This is a genomic window from Streptomyces sp. NPDC033178 (assembly GCF_055577685.1).
In genome coordinates, this window is the sequence record NZ_JBVIPT010000001.1 from 775,143 (window position 1) to 791,744 (window position 16,602).

Here is a 16,602-nt window from a genome sequence, read left to right on the forward strand (position 1 = left end):
AACGAACAGGAAGCGATAGGGCATATGGCGCATGAGCTGCGGCAACCGGACCCCGAGAGCCATCTGTTGCTGGAGCGTCATAGGGAACTCCGTGCGATCGACGCCGCGTTGGCCGACCTCAGCGACACAGGCGACGGTGTGCCCCGACCGCGGCACACCGGACTGCTCACCTTCACCGGCTCGGCCGGGCTGGGCAAGACGGCGCTCATGACGGAGGCGCGCGCCCGGGCCGTGGCACACGGATTCACGGTGTTCTCGGGCAAGGGCGGGGAGAAGGAGCAGGAGCTGGCCTTCCACGTGGTGCGCCAGCTCGTGCAACCCGCCCTGGCGGCGATGGAGGAGACCGAGCGCCGGGCCTTCCTCGGGAGTTGGTACGACATCGTCTCCGCCGCGCTCGGTCTGGAGGCGACGGGCACCGCCCGGGTGCCGGACCCGACCGGCGTGCGCGACGGACTCGACTGGGTCATGACGCGCCTCACGGTGATGAAAGCGCCCGTCATCCTGCTCCTGGACGACATGCACTGGGCCGATGCCGAGTCCCTGAACTGGCTCGCCTCCTTCGCCCCACGGGGGGAGGACCTCCCGCTGCTGATCGTCGCCGCCTACCGGCCCGACGAACTGCCGAACGAGGCGGCGGCCTTCCGCACACTCGTCGAACGCCACCGGAACCGCCCCTACTCCCTCGCACCGCTCACGTCCGTGGGAGTGGCACGCCTGGTCAGGGACGAGCTGGGTGAGGAAGCCGAGGACGAGTTCTGCGACGAGTGCTGGACGGCCACCGGCGGAAGCCCGTTCGAGGCCGTCGAGCTCGCCATCCGACTCGGCGAGCGCCGTCTGAAGGGCACACAGGACGAGTTGTCCACGATGCGGGACCTCGCCTCGGCGGTCAAAGGCCCCGGGCTGCTCGACCGACTGCACCGGCTCGGTACGACCACCGTCCGCTTCGCATGGGCCGCGGCCGTCCTTGGTACATCCATCTCTCCGGAGCTCGCCGCCACCATCGCGGTGGTCGGCAGCGAAGAGGCCGCCGAGGCGACCGAGAGGTTGCGCACCGCCCGGATCCTGAAGGACGCCCCGGGTCAGGGACGCGGCCTGGAGTTCGTACACCCCCTGATCGCCACGGCGGTCTACCGCGACATCTCCGCGAGTCTGCGGGTCGGTCTGCACAACGCGGCGGCAGAGGCGGTCCACGCTGCGGGGTTCGGCCCCACCGCGGCTTCCCGGCATCTGCTGGAAGTCCCGTGCGAGGGCAGGCCAGAGGCGGTCGCGTGCTTGCGGGAGGCGGCCCGCGAGTACCTTCGCGCCGGGGCCCCGGAGGCCGCCCGGCGCGTCCTGACCCGGGCCCTGCAGGAGCCGCCCCTTCCGGAGGACCGTGCGGCGCTGCTCCACGAACTCGCCTGCTCGACCTTCCTGCTCGAACCCGCGGCCACCGTCAGCCATCTCCGGGCGGCTCTGGCGGAGCCCGGAGTCGACCCCGACCTGCGCGCCTCCATCGTCTACCGGCTGACCCAGGCGTTGGCCCACATCGACCGGGTGGCCGAGGCCGCGGCCGTGGCCGCCGACGAGGCGCAGCAGGCGACCAATCCACGCATCCGACTGCGTATGCAGGCCGACCACTTCGTGTGGAGCGCGTTCCGTACCGACGAGCCCGACTCGGCCGCCCGCTCGCGCAAGCTGGCGCGGCTGGCCGGGCGGCTGACCGGCCGCGGTCTGGAGGAGCGGTACATCCTGGGCCTGCGGGCCTGGGACGCCATGATGCGCGGTGAGCCGCGGCAAACCGTTCTCGAGTATGCCGAGGAGGCTCTGCGGGGCGGACTGAGCTGGACGGCCGAGAACCGTGGCTTCGAGGTACCCGTCTCGGTCGCCGTGGCTTTCGCCTACTGCGACCAGCCACGCCGGGCCGAAGAGCTGTTCACCAAGGGTCTGGCGGAGTGCGAGACCAAGGGGTGGCGCGGTTCCCATCTGGCGCTGGGCCAGACGCTCTTCGGCTACATCCGCTACCGTCGCGGCTGCCTCACCGAGGCGGAGGACCTCGTACGTGAGGGACTGCGCACCGCCGACCGGGTGGAAGGAGCGGTGCCGGCCCAGTGGTTCGCCATCGGCATCCTCATCCAGACCCTTCTCGCCCGTGGGCGGACCGAGGAGGCGCGACAGCTCGCCGACGTCTACCACTACGGCGAGGTCGTCCCGAACGCCGTCATCTACCCGGATCCCCGCACGGTGTACGCCGAACTGCTCCTGGCCGAGGGCCGGCACTCCGAAGCCGAGCACCTGCTCTCCGAGGTCGGGGAATGGCTGGATTCACGGTCCTGGCGCAACCCGACCTGGTGCCCCTGGCAGCTGGAGCTGGCGTCCGCCGTCGCCCACACCGCTCCCGACCGGGCGATCCGTCTCGCCCAGGACGCCGTCAAGCGGGCCCGTGACTTCGGTGCGGCCTCCGCGATCGGCCAGGCGCTCCACACCGAGGCCGAGGTGACCGGCGGACCCGCGTCGCTCGACCTGTACACGGAGGCGATCGAGCATCTCGAACGGTCGCCCGCCTCGTACGAGTTGGCCCGCGCGCTCGTCGGCCACGGGGCCGCTCTCTCCCGGAACGGCAGGCTGCAGGAGGCCGCGGACCGCCTCTACCAAGGCCAGGAAGGCGCCGTCCACTGCGGTGCGGAGGCTCTGGCGACCCGGGCCAGGGCGGAACTCTCGGCAGCCGGACTGCGGCCGCTGCCCCTTCGCTACGGACAGACGGACACGCTCACCGCGCCGGAACGCAAGGCCGCCGAGATGACGGCCCAGGGGCTCCCGGCAGCGGTGGTCGCGAAGGCACTGAACCTCACCGAGCAGGGCGTGACGCGACTGCTCTCCTCGGTCTACCGCAAGATCGGCACCGACGCCTCCGGCCTCGCCAGAGCCCTGGAGACCTTCCCTCGCCCTCGTCCGTGACCTGATGATCCGGCGGCCCGGACCCGGACCGTCCGGGCGCCGGGGCCCCGGCGCCCGGCCCACTTCGTCCAGCGGCTCAGAGTGGTGTCGCGGCGTGCAGGATCAGGACCATCGTCACGGCGGAGTTGGCCGATGACATCGCGGAGAGGGCCGTTCCGACGGCCGCCGTCCAGGTGGCCATGCCCACCGTGGTGAACAGGGAGGGCCAGTTGCGCGCGGCGGGCGCGGGTTCCAGGAGAGCCGCCACCCGACGGGGTACCGGGCCCGGTGCGGCGAAGCCGGCGAGTGTCCGGAGTGGGGTGCCGCGGGAGACCAGCGCCGCCTTGCCGATCGCGCACGCCACGACCCTGCGGCTGCCCACGGCGTGGGCAGCCTCTTCGTCGGCCCAGCGTTCCGCCGTGTAGGACACGGCCGTTCGCAGGGGTCGCAGGAACGGGTTGGCGCGGGCCGCGAGTTGTACGACCAGGAGGAAGCGGTGGTGGCGGGCCGTCAGATGTGCGCGCTCATGGGCGAACAGGGCGCGCCGTTCGGCGGGTTCGAGGCAGGACAGCAGGGCGGTGGTGACCACGACCCGGTCGCGGGCTCCACCGGGCAGGGCGTACGCGTAGGGCGTCTCGTCGGGCAGCACCGCGACCCCCGTGCCGGGCAGTCCGGCCAGCGCACGGTGGGCGCGGCGGCGCACCCTGCCGTGCCGCCACAGCGTGCCCGCGCACACCACGGTCACCGCCAGAAGAGCGGGGATGGCCGCTCGTCCGGCGACCTCGTCGTACGGGACGGCCGCACGCACCTCGGGGTCCGACCACCCGTCGGGCAGCGGGTTTCCGGGCAGTTGCGCGGTGCCGACGACCATCAGCAGGGCCAGGCACACCGTGCTGCAGACGGCCATGACACCGGCCACGCCGGTCAGCAGCCGGGTGGCGGTGCCGGGATGGAGGCGCTGCTCGGCCAGCCGGGCGATCGGCCAGGCCTTCAGGGGCAGGACCAAGGGCAGAAAGACGAACACCCCCATGAGGCTTCAGTCTTCCCTCTCCGTCTCGGGCTGCCCGAGCAGTTCGCGCAGCAGCCGCTCGTCGTCCGGCGACAGCGCGGTGACGAAGCTGGCCAGCACCGCCTCCCGGTCCGGTTCGCCGTCCAGCACCTTGCGCATCTTCCGCGCGGCGAGCCCCGCCTCGTCCGACGCGGGTGTCCACGCGAACGACCGTCCCGCGCGCTCCCGGGTCACCGCGCCCTTGGCCAGCAGCCGGGTCAGGATCGTGATCACGGTCGTATAGGCGAGGTCCCCGCCGAGGCGGTCCTGCACCCAGCCCGCCGTCGCCGGCCCCTCCGCCTCCCGCAAGGCCGACAGGACCTGCACCTCCAGCTCACCCTGCCCCCGCCGCCGGGGACGCCGCCGGTGATCCGTCACGCCCTGTCTCCCTTCCGCTGCCGCGCACTTCACGGGCGGTCCATCGTATAGAGATCCGCTCGCGCTTCATTCGCCTGCGAGCCGCTGCCTCGTTCCGGCCGGCCCCGCGAGCGAGTACAACCGACTCACCCCTCATATTTCTACAGTGATGTAGATTTATTTCCGGGTTCACCACACGGACCGGACCCGGCACCGCACAACCGAGCATGAAGGAGAGCAGCGTGGGAGTTTCCCTGGCCAAAGGCGGCAATGTCTCGCTCAGCAAGGAGGCTCCGGGCCTGACCGCGGTCCTGGTCGGCCTGGGCTGGGACGTCCGGACCACGACGGGCACCGACTACGACCTCGACGCGTCCGCGCTGCTGCTGAACGAGGCCGGAAAGGTCGCCTCCGACACTCAGTTCGTCTTCTACAACAACCTCACCAGCCCCGACGGGTCGGTCGAGCACACCGGTGACAACCTCACCGGCGAGGGCGAGGGCGACGACGAGGTCATCAAGGTGAACCTCGCGGGCGTACCCGCCGAGGTCACCCGGATCGTCTTCCCGGTGTCCATCCACGACGCCGAGAACCGCGGCCAGAGCTTCGGCCAGGTCCGTGGCGCCTTCATCCGGATCGTCAACCAGGCCGGCGGCGCCGAGATCGCCCGCTACGACCTGTCCGAGGACGCCGCCACCGAGACCGCGATGGTCTTCGGTGAGCTGTACCGCAACGGCGCGGAGTGGAAGTTCCGCGCCGTGGGCCAGGGTTACGCGTCCGGCCTGGCCGGAATCGCCTCCGACTTCGGCGTCGGCGTCTGAGACAGCGGTTCCCGCTTTCCGTATCCACGGGCCCGCCCTCTTCACCGAGGGCGGGCCCGCAGCCCGCCCGAAGCGGGCCGCACCTCCATCGTTCGAGCCACCCAGGGAGACCACTTGGCCGGCCCGCCCCGCCTCCGCCCGGAGGACCGAGCGGATTTCGAGGACGTACTGAGCCAGGCGCTGAGCACGACGGACATCCGTACGGCCCTGCTCGCCGATCCCACGAGCCCGGCCGCCACGCGGCTGCGCGCCCAGGCGCTGCGGGCCGTGGACGAGATCACGGCCGCGGCAGCTGACGAGTACCGGGAGTACCTCGCCGCGCGTTCGGCCGTGGAGGACGGCCGGCAGTCCCGGCCTGCCGGTCCCGGAGCCCTGCTGCCCGCCCTCGCCGCGCTCACTCCGCCGATCGCCGCCACGGCGGCGGCCGTCCTGCTCGTGCTCGGCTACAGCCTTCGGCTCGCCGATGCGCAGGGCCCGATGGGCGGTTCGCTCGTCACCGCCGGCTGGGTGTTCGCGCTCATCGCGGCCGCGAGCACCCTCGCCGGGCTGACCGCCCTGCTGTGCACCGCGTTGCGCACCCGCCCCGGCCACGGCGACCGGACCGGGGCGTCGGCCCGTAACCTGCACCATGCCCGTGCGAGGTGGCAGCGGGCGCTGCTGGAGCGCGGTGTGCTGCCCTACCTCCGCCGGCAGCTCGCCGCCACCCGCTTCGACTGACTCCCCGCGCCGCGCCACCCGCCACCGCACCACCCCGTCCCCGTAGTGCCCGCGCGCCCCGACCGGCCCGGGCAGAGAAGAAGGCAGGACCCGAATGTTCGGACTGAGCGAAATCGCGATCATCCTCGTCGTCGTCATCCTCGTCCTCGCCGCCAGGAAGCTCCCCGACCTGGCCCGTTCGGCCGGCAAGTCGGCCCGCATCCTCAAGGCCGAGGCCGCGGCGACGAGGGACGAACCGACCGGGACGGACGGGCAGACGGCTCCCCGCGTCATCCCGGGCGAGACCGTCGGCCCGCAGCACGGCGCCGCTCCCACCGACACGGCCCGGCCCACCGACGCCGCCCGGCCTTCCGCAGCGCCCGGGCCCGCGCAGCCGGACCCCGGGCAGCCCCGTCCGCGGGACTGAAGCAGCGCGTCACGGTCACCGGTCCCGGATCCCCAGGGCACTCAGCAGCATGGGGAGCGAGCGGTACAGCTCGCGCTTCCAGTACGGAGGCGAGTGCGTCCCGGCGTAGAAGTGGGTGGTCACCGGAGCCCCGAAGGACGCCAAGCGGGTGGCCAGGGACCGGGACTGACGTTGCATGAGGGTCTCCGTGGGGGAGATCGCGTCCTCGGGGAACGGTTCGGCCGGGTCCTCAAGACCCGGGATCTCCACGTCCGGTGGTGTGCCGGGCGGGTCGAGGACGCCTGCCGTGCCGTCGCCGCCGGAGAGGTGGACCGGGGTGGTGCGCAGCCGGTCGGCCAGGTAATAGGGGTCGTGGGCCTGCCAGTTGGCCCGTTGGGCGACCGGGTCGCCCCACACCGCCGTCCAGTCCAGGCCCAGGTAGGTCATCCCGGCCCGGACCGCGTGCGGATGCCGCAGTGGATGCACGAATCCGCTGTAGCTCGCCACCGCCCTGAACAGCCCGGGGTGGCGTGCCGCGTAGGAGAGGGCGCCGAATCCGCCCTGCGACTCCCCCGCGGCCACGCGGCGGGCGCCCGCTCCGAAGCGGCGCTCCAGAAGAGGGCGTACCTCCCTGAGGTGGAAGGTCTCGACCGCCGGCGGTCCGCCCTCGCCGCTGTTGAACCAGTCGCTGTAGAAGCCGAACAACGGCATCTCCGGCATCACGACCAGTACGTCCCGCAGGTCGGGCAGTTCCTGAAGACGGGCGTCGTAGTCCTCGCTCCAGGCCTTGTGGTTGCCGTCGCCGCCGACCAGGAGATAGAGGGTCGGCCAGGTCTCGCCGGGCCGTCGCCCCTCCCAGCCGTCCGGGGTCAGCAGCCGGACCTTCGCGGTACGGCCAAGCGCGGGCGAGTCCACCGTGAGATCGACCAGGCGCTCACCGGCCTTCTCCTCGGCGATGATCCGGGCGCCGGGCGGGGCGGAAACGGCCGCCTCCGCACACGTCGCGGACACTGCCGCCAGCAGCAGGAGATCGGCGATCACCAGGGCGAGCAGGGTGCGTACGCGAGCAGCGCTCCATGGCATGGGAGTTCCTCCGTTCCTGTCGTACTCGGCTCGCTTCGTACTCGGCTGGTGCGTGTAGGTCGGCGGATGCCGGCCGTGGGGCCGTCAGACGTCCCGGCCGCGCAATGCCCCGGCGGCGAGGAGGAGCAGCGCCGCCGTGTAGCCCGCCACCAGCAGCAGGGACGGCCAGGGGCCGAGGCTGCCGACCGTTTCCGCGGTCGCGTCCGAGGTCTGGGTCAGCTTCTCCAGGGCGCTCGTCGGGGAGACGCCCGCGATCCAGCGCTGGGCGTCGCCGAAGAGCGGGCCGAGGAGCGAGGGCAGGAGCAGTACGCCGATGACGGTGGTGACGGCTCCCGCCGAGTGGCGTACGAGGGTGCCGACCGCGAGGCCGAGCAGCCCGGCGACGGCGAAGGAGGCGGCGATGCCGAACAGGGCCGGCAGCGGCTCGCCCTGGGCGTAGCGGGCGTTGTCGAGCATCGCGTCGCCGATCAGGTGGGCGAGGGTGCAGGAGACGAGGGCCAGGACGTACATCAGTGCCGCGATCAGGGTGGCCTTCGCGGCGAGCACGGTGGCGCGGCGCGGGTTGGCGGCGAAGGTGGTGCGGACGGTGCCGCTGCCGTACTCGCCCGTGATCAGCAGGGCTCCGACCACCGCGGCCAGCATCTGGGCGGGGACGGAGGCGGTGAGGCTGCCGCCGAGCACCGTGTCGTCCGGCTGCAGGCTCTCGGTCGCGGCCACGAACACCGCACCCAGCACGGGCACGACGGCGGTCGCGAGTGTCGTCCAGACCGTGGAGCGCACGCTGTTGAACTTGATCCACTCATGGGCGAGCGCCCCCGGGAAGCCGGCCCGGGCGGGGGTGAGGGTCGTGGTCGCCATCAGACCGTCTCCTTCCGGCTGCTCCGGACCGCGCTCGTCCGGTACTCGGCCGAGTCCTGGGACAGGGCCGTGTAGACCTCCTCCAACGAGGAGCGGACGGGGGTGAGTTCATGGATCGCGAGTCCGTGGTCGCGGGCCAGGTCGCCGATGGCCGCGGTGTCCGGGCCGTCCACGCGCCAGCCGCCCCGCGGGTCGAGCCGGACGTCGGCGCCCTTCTCCTCCAGCAGGCCCCGCAGCTTCTCGGGTTCCGGGGAGCGGACCAGCGTATGGGCGCGGGAATTGGTCTCGATGAAGTCGCGCATCGTGGTGTCGGCGAGGAGCCGGCCGCGTCCGATGACGATCAGATGGTCTGCGGTCAGCTCCATCTCGCTCATCAGATGGCTGGAGAGGAAGACCGTACGGCCCTGCGCGGCAAGGGACTTCATCAGACCGCGGATCCAGCGGATGCCCTCGGTGTCCAGCCCGTTCACCGGCTCGTCGAGGATCAGCACCTCCGGATCACCGAGCAACGCGGCGGCGATACCGAGCCGTTGGCCCATGCCGAGCGAGAAGCCGCCGAACCGGCGCCCCGCGACCTCGGTCAGACCGGTCAGGTCCAGCACCTCGTCGACGCGGCGGCGCGGGATGCGGTTGCTCGCCGCGAGCCCGGCCAGGTGCCGGTACGCCGAACGCCCGCCGTGCGCGCCCTTCGCGTCGAGCAGCGAGCCGACGGCACACAGGGGTGCGGCCAGTTCGGCGTAGGGCTTCCCGCCTACCGTGACGGCGCCCGAGGTGGGCGCGTCCAGGCCGAGGATCAGTCGCATGGTGGTGGATTTTCCGGCGCCGTTCGGGCCGAGGAAGCCGGTCACCCGGCCGGGCCGGACCGTGAAGGACAGCTGGTCGACGGCGGTCTTGTCGCCGTACCTCTTGGTGAGTTCGCGTGCCTCGATCATGTCCTCGACGGTAGGGAGCGGCGACGCCCCGGACATCCGCCGCCGGGAGTCGGCCGCTACTCCCGCGGGAGTACCCTCACCGCTCCCCCGCCCGGACGAGCCCCGTCTCGTACGCCAGTACCACCAGCTGTGCCCGGTCGCGCGCTCGCAGCTTGGTCATCGCCCGGCTGACGTGGGTCTTCGCGGTCAACGGGCTCATGATCAGCTGCCGGCCGATCTCCTCGTTGCTCAGTCCGGCGGCGACCAGGGCCATCACCTCGCGCTCCCGGTCGGTGAGCGCGGCCAGCCGCTCGGCGCCCGCCGTCTCCGGGGCCTTCAGCCGGGCGAACTCCTCGACGACCGACCGCGTGACCGCCGGTGCGAGGAGGCTCTGTCCGGCCGCGACCGTGCGGATCGCCGCGCGCAGCCCGTCCGGCTCGATGTCCTTCAGCAGAAAGCCCGCGGCGCCGTGCCTCAGCGCCTCGAAGACGTACGCGTCGACCTGGTAGGTGGTGAGCATGACGACGCGTACTCCGTCGAGGGTGCGGTCGGCGGCGATGCGGCGGGTGGCCTCGATGCCGTCGACACCGGGCATCCGGATGTCCATCAGCACCACGTCCGGCCGGGTCAGCCGGACCGCCTCGACGGCCTGCGTCCCGTCGGCCGCCTCGGCGACGACGACCAGGTCGTCGGTCAGGTCCAGCAGGGCCCGGAATCCGGCCCGAACGACGGTCTGGTCGTCGGCGAGCACCACGCGCACGGTCATGGCCGCCCTCCACGGAGTGCCTCGGCCGGTAGTACCACCGGGAGTACGGCCCGTACCCGGAAGCCGCCGCCGGGCACCGGACCGTACTCGATGCTGCCACCGACCGCGGCGGCCCGCTCCCGCATGCCGACGAGTCCGAAGCCTTCGTTCGCAGGCGGCCCGGTCCGCGAGGGTGGTCCGTCGTCCGCGATCTCCACGCACAGCCGGTCGCCGTGCCGGGCGACCGAGACCGCCGCGTGGCGTGCGCCGGAGTGCTTGACCACGTTCGTCAGCGCCTCCTGCACGATGCGGTACGCCGCCAGCTCGACCATCGGCGAGAGTCCCTCCGCCGTGCCGTCGTGGCGCAGTGCCGCGTCCACGCCGCTGTCGGTGAACCGGCCGACCAGGTCGGGCAGTTGGGCGAGTCCGGGCGCGGGCGCCGTGGAGTCGCGGTCGTGGTCACGCAGCACGGTGACGGTGGCCCGCAGTTCTCCCACGGCCTCCTTGCCCGAGTCGCGTACCTGTCGCATCGCCTGCCGGGAGACCTCGGGGCGGGTGTCGAGTGCGTCGAGGGCGACTCCGGCCTGCACCGTCATCGCGGTGACCGTGTGCGCGACGATGTCGTGCAGTTCGCGGGCTATGCGCAGGCGCTCCTCGTGCACCCGGCGGGCCGCCTCCCGCTCCCGCTCCTCCTCCGCGCGGACGGCCCGGGCCGCGTACTCGTCCATCAACTGCCGCCGCGTACGGATGACTTCGCCGAGGAGCAGCGGCACCAGCGGCCAGATCATCTCCAGCACCGGCAGCCCCTGCGGGTTGGCCACGTCACGCCCCACCCGCAGCGCGACCGCGCCCGAGACGAGGGACGCGACGAGCCCGGTCCACAGGGTGCGCCGCCGGTCGCCCAGCACCGCGACGGTGTACAGGGCGACGATCACCGGCAGGTTCAGCAACTCCCCGATGTGCCCGTGCAGCGCCCAGCCCGCGCAGGCGGCACCCGTGACGATCGCGACCGGGACCGGCCACCGTCGGCGCCACACGAGTGCGATCAGGGAGATCGCGAGCAGCAGCCAGGTGAGCCCGTCGGCCTGCTGGTAGTCGGGGTCGTTTGACGCGGCGTCGGACGCCGTGAACAGCCCGACCACGGCGACCACCAGCAGATCCGCGGTCAGTGGCGACAGCGATCTCGCACGCTCCACCAGTCCGTCGAAGCTCGTCACGTCATCACCGTATGGGCCGGATCACACCGGCGCATACGCCACCGGGAGTAGCCCGCGAGACTCGTCGGCCCCCGCAGTGGCTAGGACTTGCGACGGGGCTTTCCGCGTTTCGTTCCCTTGGGGGCGCCGGAGCCTGTCCGTGGGCTCCTGCCGGTCGGCTTGCCCGTTGCCCTGCCAGCGGCCGGTTTCCGACGGTCATTGCCCTTGTCGGAGCCCTTGCTCTTGGACTCGGACTCGCCCTTCGGCTGCGACTGGGCCGTGGAACGGCCCCGGGAGCTGTTGACGGTCCGGCCGCGGACGATGCCGATGAAGTCCTCGACCAGCTCCGTGGTCCGGTCCTCGGGCCAGGACAGGGCGACGCGCGACTCGGGGGCGTCGGTGACCGGCCGGTAGGTGAGGTCCTTACGGTGGTGGAGGCGGGCGAGCGACTGCGGGACGATCAGGAGTCCCACCCCCGCCGCCACGAGTTCGATCGCGTCCTCCGTCGTCGCGGGGCGCTCGATCGCGGGCCGGCCCGGCAGCTGCTCCCAGTCGAGGGTGTCGTCGAGGGGGTGCAGCACGATGTCGTCCGCCAGGTCCTCGGCGGTCACCTCGTCGACGGCCGCCACGACGTGGTCCTTCGGGACCACGACCACGGTCGTCTCGGTGTAGAGGGGGATCGCGCTGAGGTCCGTACGGTCGACCGGCAGCCGTACGAATCCCGCGTCGGCGTCGCCGCGCCGCAGCACGTCGAAGACCTCGGCGACGGACACCGCGAGGAGGGTGAGGGGGACGTCGGGCAGCCGCTCGTTCCAGATCCGCACCCACTTGCTGGGCGTCACTCCCGGGACATACGCGAGCCGGAACGAAGGGGAATCTTCCGAGCCTGTCACCTGGCCAGGTTACCCGGCGTGGTCGGCGGTGGTTCACATGCTCGATACCCTGGACAGCATGACGTCGCACCAGAACACCCAGACGATGAAGCCCGCGACCGCGGCCAAGAAACTGGGTGTGTACCTCGAGGCCACCCCGACCGAGTTCCAGGAGGGTGTCGTCTCGCGATCCGAGCTCACCGCACTCCAGGCTGACCCCCCGCAGTGGCTGCAGGACCTGCGACGCGACGGCCCGCACCCCCGTCCGGTCGTCGCGGCGAAGCTCGGCGTATCCATCGCGGGGCTCGCGCGCGGCGGTGTCACGGAGGCTCTCACCACGGAGCAGATCGAGGCGCTGAAGACCGAGGGTCCCGAGTGGCTCCAGAAGGAGCGCGCCACCCAGGCCGAGGTCCGCAAGGAAGCGGTCCGTATCAAGGAGAAGAAGGCGGAGCGCGACGACAAGGGCGACCAGCAGCGTCAGTAGCGGTCCTCCGGCCGCCCCGGCACTCCTCGAATCGCCGCGGCGCGCTGTGGAAGACTCGACCCGTGATCATCGAACGCGCGTACGCTCAAGTGGCTTCGTACGACGAGAACGCCTGGCCCTGGTCCGTGCCCTGTGTACGCGGGCTGCTGGCGGACGGGATGCGGTTCACGGCACCGGTGACCTTTGTCGTCGGTGAGAACGGCTCGGGCAAGTCGACCCTGGTCGAGGCGCTGGCCGAGGGCTTCGGTCTGGACTCCTGGGGCGGCTCGCACGACTGGCGGTACGCGAGCCATCGGGCCAAGTCGGTGCTCGGCGAGCGGATCCGCTTCGACGCGGCGGCAGCACGCGGGCGCCGCATGCTCGGCAGCTGGTCGGCCCGCAAAGGGTTCTTCCTGCGGGCGGAGACGGCGATGGACGCGCTGGACCGGGAAGGGCTCGCGCCGGATTCGGTCAGTCACGGAGAGGGCTTCCTCGCGGCGTTCCGCGGGAAGTTCCTGGAGCCCGGCCTGTATGTGCTGGACGAACCGGAGGCGGCCCTGTCGTTCGGCTCGTGCCTCGAACTGCTCGGCCATCTCGACCAGTTGACGAAGCAGGGCGGGCAGGTCGTCTGCGCCACGCACTCGCCCCTGCTGACCGCTCTGCCGGGCGCGGACATCATCGAGGTCGGCGACCACGGGATGCGCCGGGTGGCCTGGCAGGATCTCGCCCTGGTCGACCACTGGCGCCGCTATCTCGCCGATCCGCACGCCTACCTCCGGCACATTCTCGGCTGAGGGCGAACCCGCGAGCGCGGCCTCCAGTGATCGCCTGCCAGAATGGCGATCAGCGCAGGCGTTCGACAGAACCCGCCCCGGACGATGGAGGAGCCCCGTGCCGCTGCCCTCACAACCGTTGCGCAAGCTGGGCTTCTTGACCATCGGGTTGTTCGACGAGGCCGACCCCCGCAAGGGCCACGAGTCGACGCTGGAGATCATCCAGCTCGGTGAGCGACTGGGCTTCGACAGCGCGTGGCTGCGCCACCGCCATCTCCAGTACGGCATCTCCTCCCCCGTGGCCGTCCTGGCCGCAGCCTCCCAGCGCACCACCCGCATCGAGCTCGGCACCGCGGTCATCCCGCTGGGCTGGGAGAACCCCCTGCGGCTGGCCGAGGACCTGGCCACGGTCGACATCCTGTCCGGCGGCCGGCTCAATCCCGGCATCAGCGTCGGCCCGCCGATGCACTACGACCAGGTCAAGCAGGCGCTGTATCCGGACACCGCCGACGCCGAGGACTTCGGGTACGACCGGGTGGCCCGGCTGCTGGACTTCGTGCGCGGCAAGCCCGCCACCGACTTCAGCGGGGTCGAGGGCTTCGAAGTGTTCTCCGACCGCGTCCAGCCCCATGCTCCCGGTCTGGGCCGCCGTCTCTGGTACGGCGGCGGAAGCCTGCGGTCGGCCCAGTGGGCCGGTGAGCACGCGATGAACTTCCTGACCAGCAGCGTCGTCAAGGCTGAAGGACCACAGGAACCCGAGGACTTCGCCGAGGTCCAGCTGTCCCACGTACGCGCCTTCCGTGCCCACCACCCCGACGGCGACCGTGCCCGGGTCTCCCAGGGGCTCGTCGTCATCCCGACCGACAGCGCCTCGGCGGAGCAGCGCGCGAAGTACGAGGCGTACGCCGAGAAGCGGCTGCCACGGACCGCCACGCCGCAGGGACCTGCCCGCCTGATGTTCGCGCCGGACCTCGTCGGCACCTCCGCGGAGATCGCCGAACGGCTCCACGCGCACGCGGCGTTCCGGGAGATCGACGAGGTGGCGTTCGCGCTGCCCTTCACCTTCGAGCACGACGACTACGTCCAGATCCTCACCGACATCGCCACCCGGCTCGGCCCGGCACTCGGCTGGCAGGCGTCGGCCCAGCACGGTTAGAGGGCCCGTCGGCCCCGTCGCCGTGTTCGGCGGTGTCAGTCGCTGACCTTGCTGCGCGCCTGGTAGAGCAGGTCTCCGTACGCGGGGTGGCGGGCGATCCAGCCCGCGTAGAAGGGGCAGGTCGCGAGCACCCGCAGGCCCGCGGCACGTGCCTCGTCCAGGGATGCCCGGACCAGCGCGGAGCCGACGCCCTTGCCCTCGCACTCCGGACTCACCTCGGTGTGGACGAACGCGATCAGCTCGTCGGTACGGATGTACTGCGCGAAGCCGGCGACCGTCGGCGCTCCGTCGATCCGGGCCTCGTAGCGACGCGCCTCGGCCACGTCACTGATCTCAATCGCCATGTCTCCTCCTTGAACCCCGTTGAGCCGGTGCACGACACTAACCCACAGTGGCCAAAACCCGTACGGTCCGCCCGAGTTGCCCTCCGGAGCTCGGACGAGCGGGCGGATCGTTCGGCTAAGTTGACGTTCGATTGCCGAACAACGATCCGCAGGAGGCCCTCTCGTGACAGACCACGAACCCGAACTCGCCGCAGCTGCCGAGATACGGGCCCGGATCGACACGGACAAGCCGCACTCCGCGCGCTTCTGGAACTACTTCGTGGGCGGCAAGGACCACTACGAGGTGGACCGTGAGATCGGGGACCACATCAAGGAGATCTTCCCCGGCCTGGTCGACGTGGCGCGCACGAGCCGCCACTTCCTCGGACGCGCTGTCACACACCTCGCCGGCGAGCAGGGCATCCGGCAGTTCCTGGACATCGGCACCGGTCTGCCGACCGCCGACAACACCCACGAGGTCGCCCAGCGCGTGGCCCCGGACGCGCGCATCGTGTACGTCGACAACGACCCCCTGGTGCTCGCCCACGCCCGCGCGCTGCTCACCAGCACGCCCGAGGGCGAGACCGCGTACCTCGACGCCAATCTGTACGAGCCGGAGGCCGTCCTCAAGGCCGCGGCGCACACCCTCGACCTCTCCAAGCCCGTCGCCCTGATGATCCTCAACACGCTCGGCCATGTCGCCGAGTACGACCAGGCCCGGGATCTGGTCTCGCGCCTCATGTCCGGTCTGCCGTCGGGCAGTTACCTGGTGATCAGCGACAGCACCGCCACCAGCGAGGGCATGATCGCCGCGTCGGAGGCGTACAACTCCAGTGGCGCCGTCCCGTACTACGTGCGCGCCGTCGACGAGATCGCCGGGTTCTTCGACGGGCTTGATCTGGTCGAACCCGGCATCGTGCAGGTCACCCAGTGGCGTCCGGAGTCCGCCGGTTCGGTGGTCGACGCCTACGGAGGGGTCGGCCGCAAGCCGTAGCGCGACACCGCGGTCGGGCCCGTCCGAGGACGGGCCCGGCTCGCCCGTGCGGCTCGGGTGCGCACCCGAGCTCAGGACACGTCGGTCAGCTTCGGCATCTCGCCCTCGGTCGTGGTGACGTCGATCACGGAGAACGACGCGCCCTGGGGGTCGCTGAGCGCCGCGAACCGCCCGAAGGGGCTGCTCATCGGGCCGAACCGCAGGATCGCGCCACGTTCGGTCGCCTTCGCCACGGCGGCGTCACAGTCCTCGACCGTGAAGTAGACGTTGACGTAGGACGGCACCTCGGGCGGGAACTCGTCCGTCATCTTCATCCGGCCCAGAACGGTCTCCTCGCCGAGGTTGAAGATCCTGAAGTCGATCGCGTCGTCCTCCATCTGCTGTGCGCGGTAGGGGAAGACGGCGGGAAGGAAGCCGTCCACCTTCTCGGGGTCCCGGGTGAAGAACTCGCCCCAGCAGTAGGCGCCCGGCACGGCCGTCGCCTCGAAGCCCTCGTGGACGCCGGCCTGCCACACGCCGAAGACGGCGCCGCTCGGCTCCTGGGCCAGCAGCATGGTGCCGAAGTCGCCGACCTTCATCGGTTCCATCAGGACCTGGCCGCCGTTGGCACGTACCTTCTCGGCGGTGGCTGCGGCATCGGGCGACGCGAGGTACAGACACCATGCCGACTGGCCCTCCGCGCCGGGCATCGGCGGGACGACGGCGGCCACCGCCTTGCCGTTCGCGTAGGCCTGCGTGTAGTTCCCGAACTCCGACGACGCCTCGCCGAACGTCCACCCCAGCACGTCACCGTAGAAGCTCTTGGCACCCTCGACATCGCTGAAACTGGCGTCGGCCCAGCACGGTGTTCCCTCAGGTTGTACGGCCATGGCTCTGACTCCCTCGTCATTGAAGGCTCTGGCTTGTCACGCTAGCCAGCCGTCGGCGGACGCGCGCGGTGAACGCCACGAGACACGTGACGCAGGTCACTTTTGTGCGCCGATGATGTTC

General features: G+C 71.4%; 18 protein-coding genes. 8 read left to right on the forward strand and 10 right to left on the reverse strand.

The annotated features are described in order from the left end of the window. The first annotated feature begins 24 nt into the window (after positions 1–24). On the forward strand, positions 25–2,934 hold the full coding sequence (locus tag ACZ5VQ_RS03720; RefSeq protein WP_469103497.1) for an ATP-binding protein: 2,910 nt from the start codon (positions 25–27) through the stop codon (positions 2,932–2,934). A 76-nt stretch (positions 2,935–3,010) separates the two neighbouring features. On the opposite strand, the gene ACZ5VQ_RS03725 is transcribed toward ACZ5VQ_RS03720, so the two are convergent. After that, on the reverse strand, positions 3,011–3,943 hold the full coding sequence (locus ACZ5VQ_RS03725; protein WP_469103498.1) for a M56 family metallopeptidase: 933 nt from the start codon (positions 3,941–3,943) through the stop codon (positions 3,011–3,013). Positions 3,944–3,949: 6 nt separating this feature from the next. After that, positions 3,950–4,339, reverse strand: coding sequence for a BlaI/MecI/CopY family transcriptional regulator (locus ACZ5VQ_RS03730; RefSeq protein WP_055617888.1), 390 nt, complete (start codon positions 4,337–4,339; stop codon positions 3,950–3,952). Between the two features lie 221 nt (positions 4,340–4,560). On the opposite strand from ACZ5VQ_RS03730, the gene ACZ5VQ_RS03735 reads away from it, so the two are divergent. The 3 genes from ACZ5VQ_RS03735 (at position 4,561) to ACZ5VQ_RS03745 (ending at position 6,259) form a co-directional block, all read left to right on the forward strand. Next, complete coding sequence (locus ACZ5VQ_RS03735; protein WP_384082720.1) at positions 4,561–5,136, forward strand: TerD family protein; 576 nt, start codon at positions 4,561–4,563, stop codon at positions 5,134–5,136. A gap of 114 nt (positions 5,137–5,250) precedes the next feature. Then, the gene (locus ACZ5VQ_RS03740) at positions 5,251–5,853 is read left to right on the forward strand and encodes a hypothetical protein (protein ID WP_469103499.1); all 603 of its coding nucleotides are present in this window, start codon (positions 5,251–5,253) and stop codon (positions 5,851–5,853) included. Positions 5,854–5,947: 94 nt separating this feature from the next. Beyond that, entirely contained in the window at positions 5,948–6,259 is a 312-nt protein-coding gene (locus ACZ5VQ_RS03745) for a twin-arginine translocase TatA/TatE family subunit (protein ID WP_362079023.1), read from the forward strand. Positions 6,260–6,274: 15 nt separating this feature from the next. Here ACZ5VQ_RS03745 and ACZ5VQ_RS03750 read toward each other — a convergent pair whose 3' ends face one another. The 6 genes from ACZ5VQ_RS03750 to ACZ5VQ_RS03775 form a co-directional block, all read right to left on the reverse strand. Then, entirely contained in the window at positions 6,275–7,321 is a 1,047-nt protein-coding gene (locus ACZ5VQ_RS03750; protein ID WP_469103500.1) for an alpha/beta hydrolase, read from the reverse strand. 84 nt (positions 7,322–7,405) lie between these two features. Further along, positions 7,406–8,179: an ABC transporter permease subunit gene (locus tag ACZ5VQ_RS03755; protein ID WP_469103501.1), complete on the reverse strand. Its 774-nt coding sequence runs from the start codon at positions 8,177–8,179 to the stop codon at positions 7,406–7,408. After that, on the reverse strand, positions 8,179–9,111 hold the full coding sequence (locus ACZ5VQ_RS03760; protein WP_469103502.1) for an ABC transporter ATP-binding protein: 933 nt from the start codon (positions 9,109–9,111) through the stop codon (positions 8,179–8,181). The genes ACZ5VQ_RS03755 and ACZ5VQ_RS03760 overlap by 1 nt, the downstream gene beginning before the upstream one ends. Before the next feature lie 76 nt (positions 9,112–9,187). Further along, on the reverse strand, positions 9,188–9,856 hold the full coding sequence (locus ACZ5VQ_RS03765; protein WP_469103503.1) for a response regulator: 669 nt from the start codon (positions 9,854–9,856) through the stop codon (positions 9,188–9,190). Then, positions 9,853–11,052, reverse strand: coding sequence for a sensor histidine kinase (locus ACZ5VQ_RS03770; RefSeq protein WP_469103504.1), 1,200 nt, complete (start codon positions 11,050–11,052; stop codon positions 9,853–9,855). The genes ACZ5VQ_RS03765 and ACZ5VQ_RS03770 overlap by 4 nt, the downstream gene beginning before the upstream one ends. 80 nt (positions 11,053–11,132) lie before the next feature. Beyond that, positions 11,133–11,924, reverse strand: a complete 792-nt coding sequence (locus tag ACZ5VQ_RS03775; protein ID WP_469103505.1) for a LysR substrate-binding domain-containing protein — start codon at positions 11,922–11,924, stop codon at positions 11,133–11,135. A gap of 37 nt (positions 11,925–11,961) precedes the next feature. Between ACZ5VQ_RS03775 and ACZ5VQ_RS03780 the strand changes: the two genes are divergently transcribed. From ACZ5VQ_RS03780 to ACZ5VQ_RS03790, 3 genes are all read left to right on the forward strand, one after another. Beyond that, a complete protein-coding gene (locus tag ACZ5VQ_RS03780; RefSeq protein ID WP_469103506.1) occupies positions 11,962–12,387 on the forward strand; it encodes a DUF5997 family protein in 426 nt (141 codons plus the stop codon). A gap of 62 nt (positions 12,388–12,449) precedes the next feature. Then, entirely contained in the window at positions 12,450–13,160 is a 711-nt protein-coding gene (locus ACZ5VQ_RS03785; protein ID WP_469103507.1) for an AAA family ATPase, read from the forward strand. Between the two features lie 97 nt (positions 13,161–13,257). Then, positions 13,258–14,295, forward strand: a complete 1,038-nt coding sequence (locus ACZ5VQ_RS03790; protein WP_469103508.1) for an LLM class flavin-dependent oxidoreductase — start codon at positions 13,258–13,260, stop codon at positions 14,293–14,295. Positions 14,296–14,330: 35 nt separating this feature from the next. Here ACZ5VQ_RS03790 and ACZ5VQ_RS03795 read toward each other — a convergent pair whose 3' ends face one another. Continuing rightward, positions 14,331–14,639: a GNAT family N-acetyltransferase gene (locus ACZ5VQ_RS03795; protein WP_466774094.1), complete on the reverse strand. Its 309-nt coding sequence runs from the start codon at positions 14,637–14,639 to the stop codon at positions 14,331–14,333. 163 nt (positions 14,640–14,802) lie between these two features. Here ACZ5VQ_RS03795 and ACZ5VQ_RS03800 point away from each other — a divergent pair, with 163 nt between their 5' ends. Then, the gene (locus tag ACZ5VQ_RS03800) at positions 14,803–15,612 is read left to right on the forward strand and encodes an SAM-dependent methyltransferase (RefSeq protein ID WP_469103509.1); all 810 of its coding nucleotides are present in this window, start codon (positions 14,803–14,805) and stop codon (positions 15,610–15,612) included. A 71-nt stretch (positions 15,613–15,683) separates the two neighbouring features. On the opposite strand, the gene ACZ5VQ_RS03805 is transcribed toward ACZ5VQ_RS03800, so the two are convergent. Continuing rightward, on the reverse strand, positions 15,684–16,481 hold the full coding sequence (locus ACZ5VQ_RS03805; protein WP_469103510.1) for a VOC family protein: 798 nt from the start codon (positions 16,479–16,481) through the stop codon (positions 15,684–15,686). Positions 16,482–16,602: the final 121 nt, after the last annotated feature.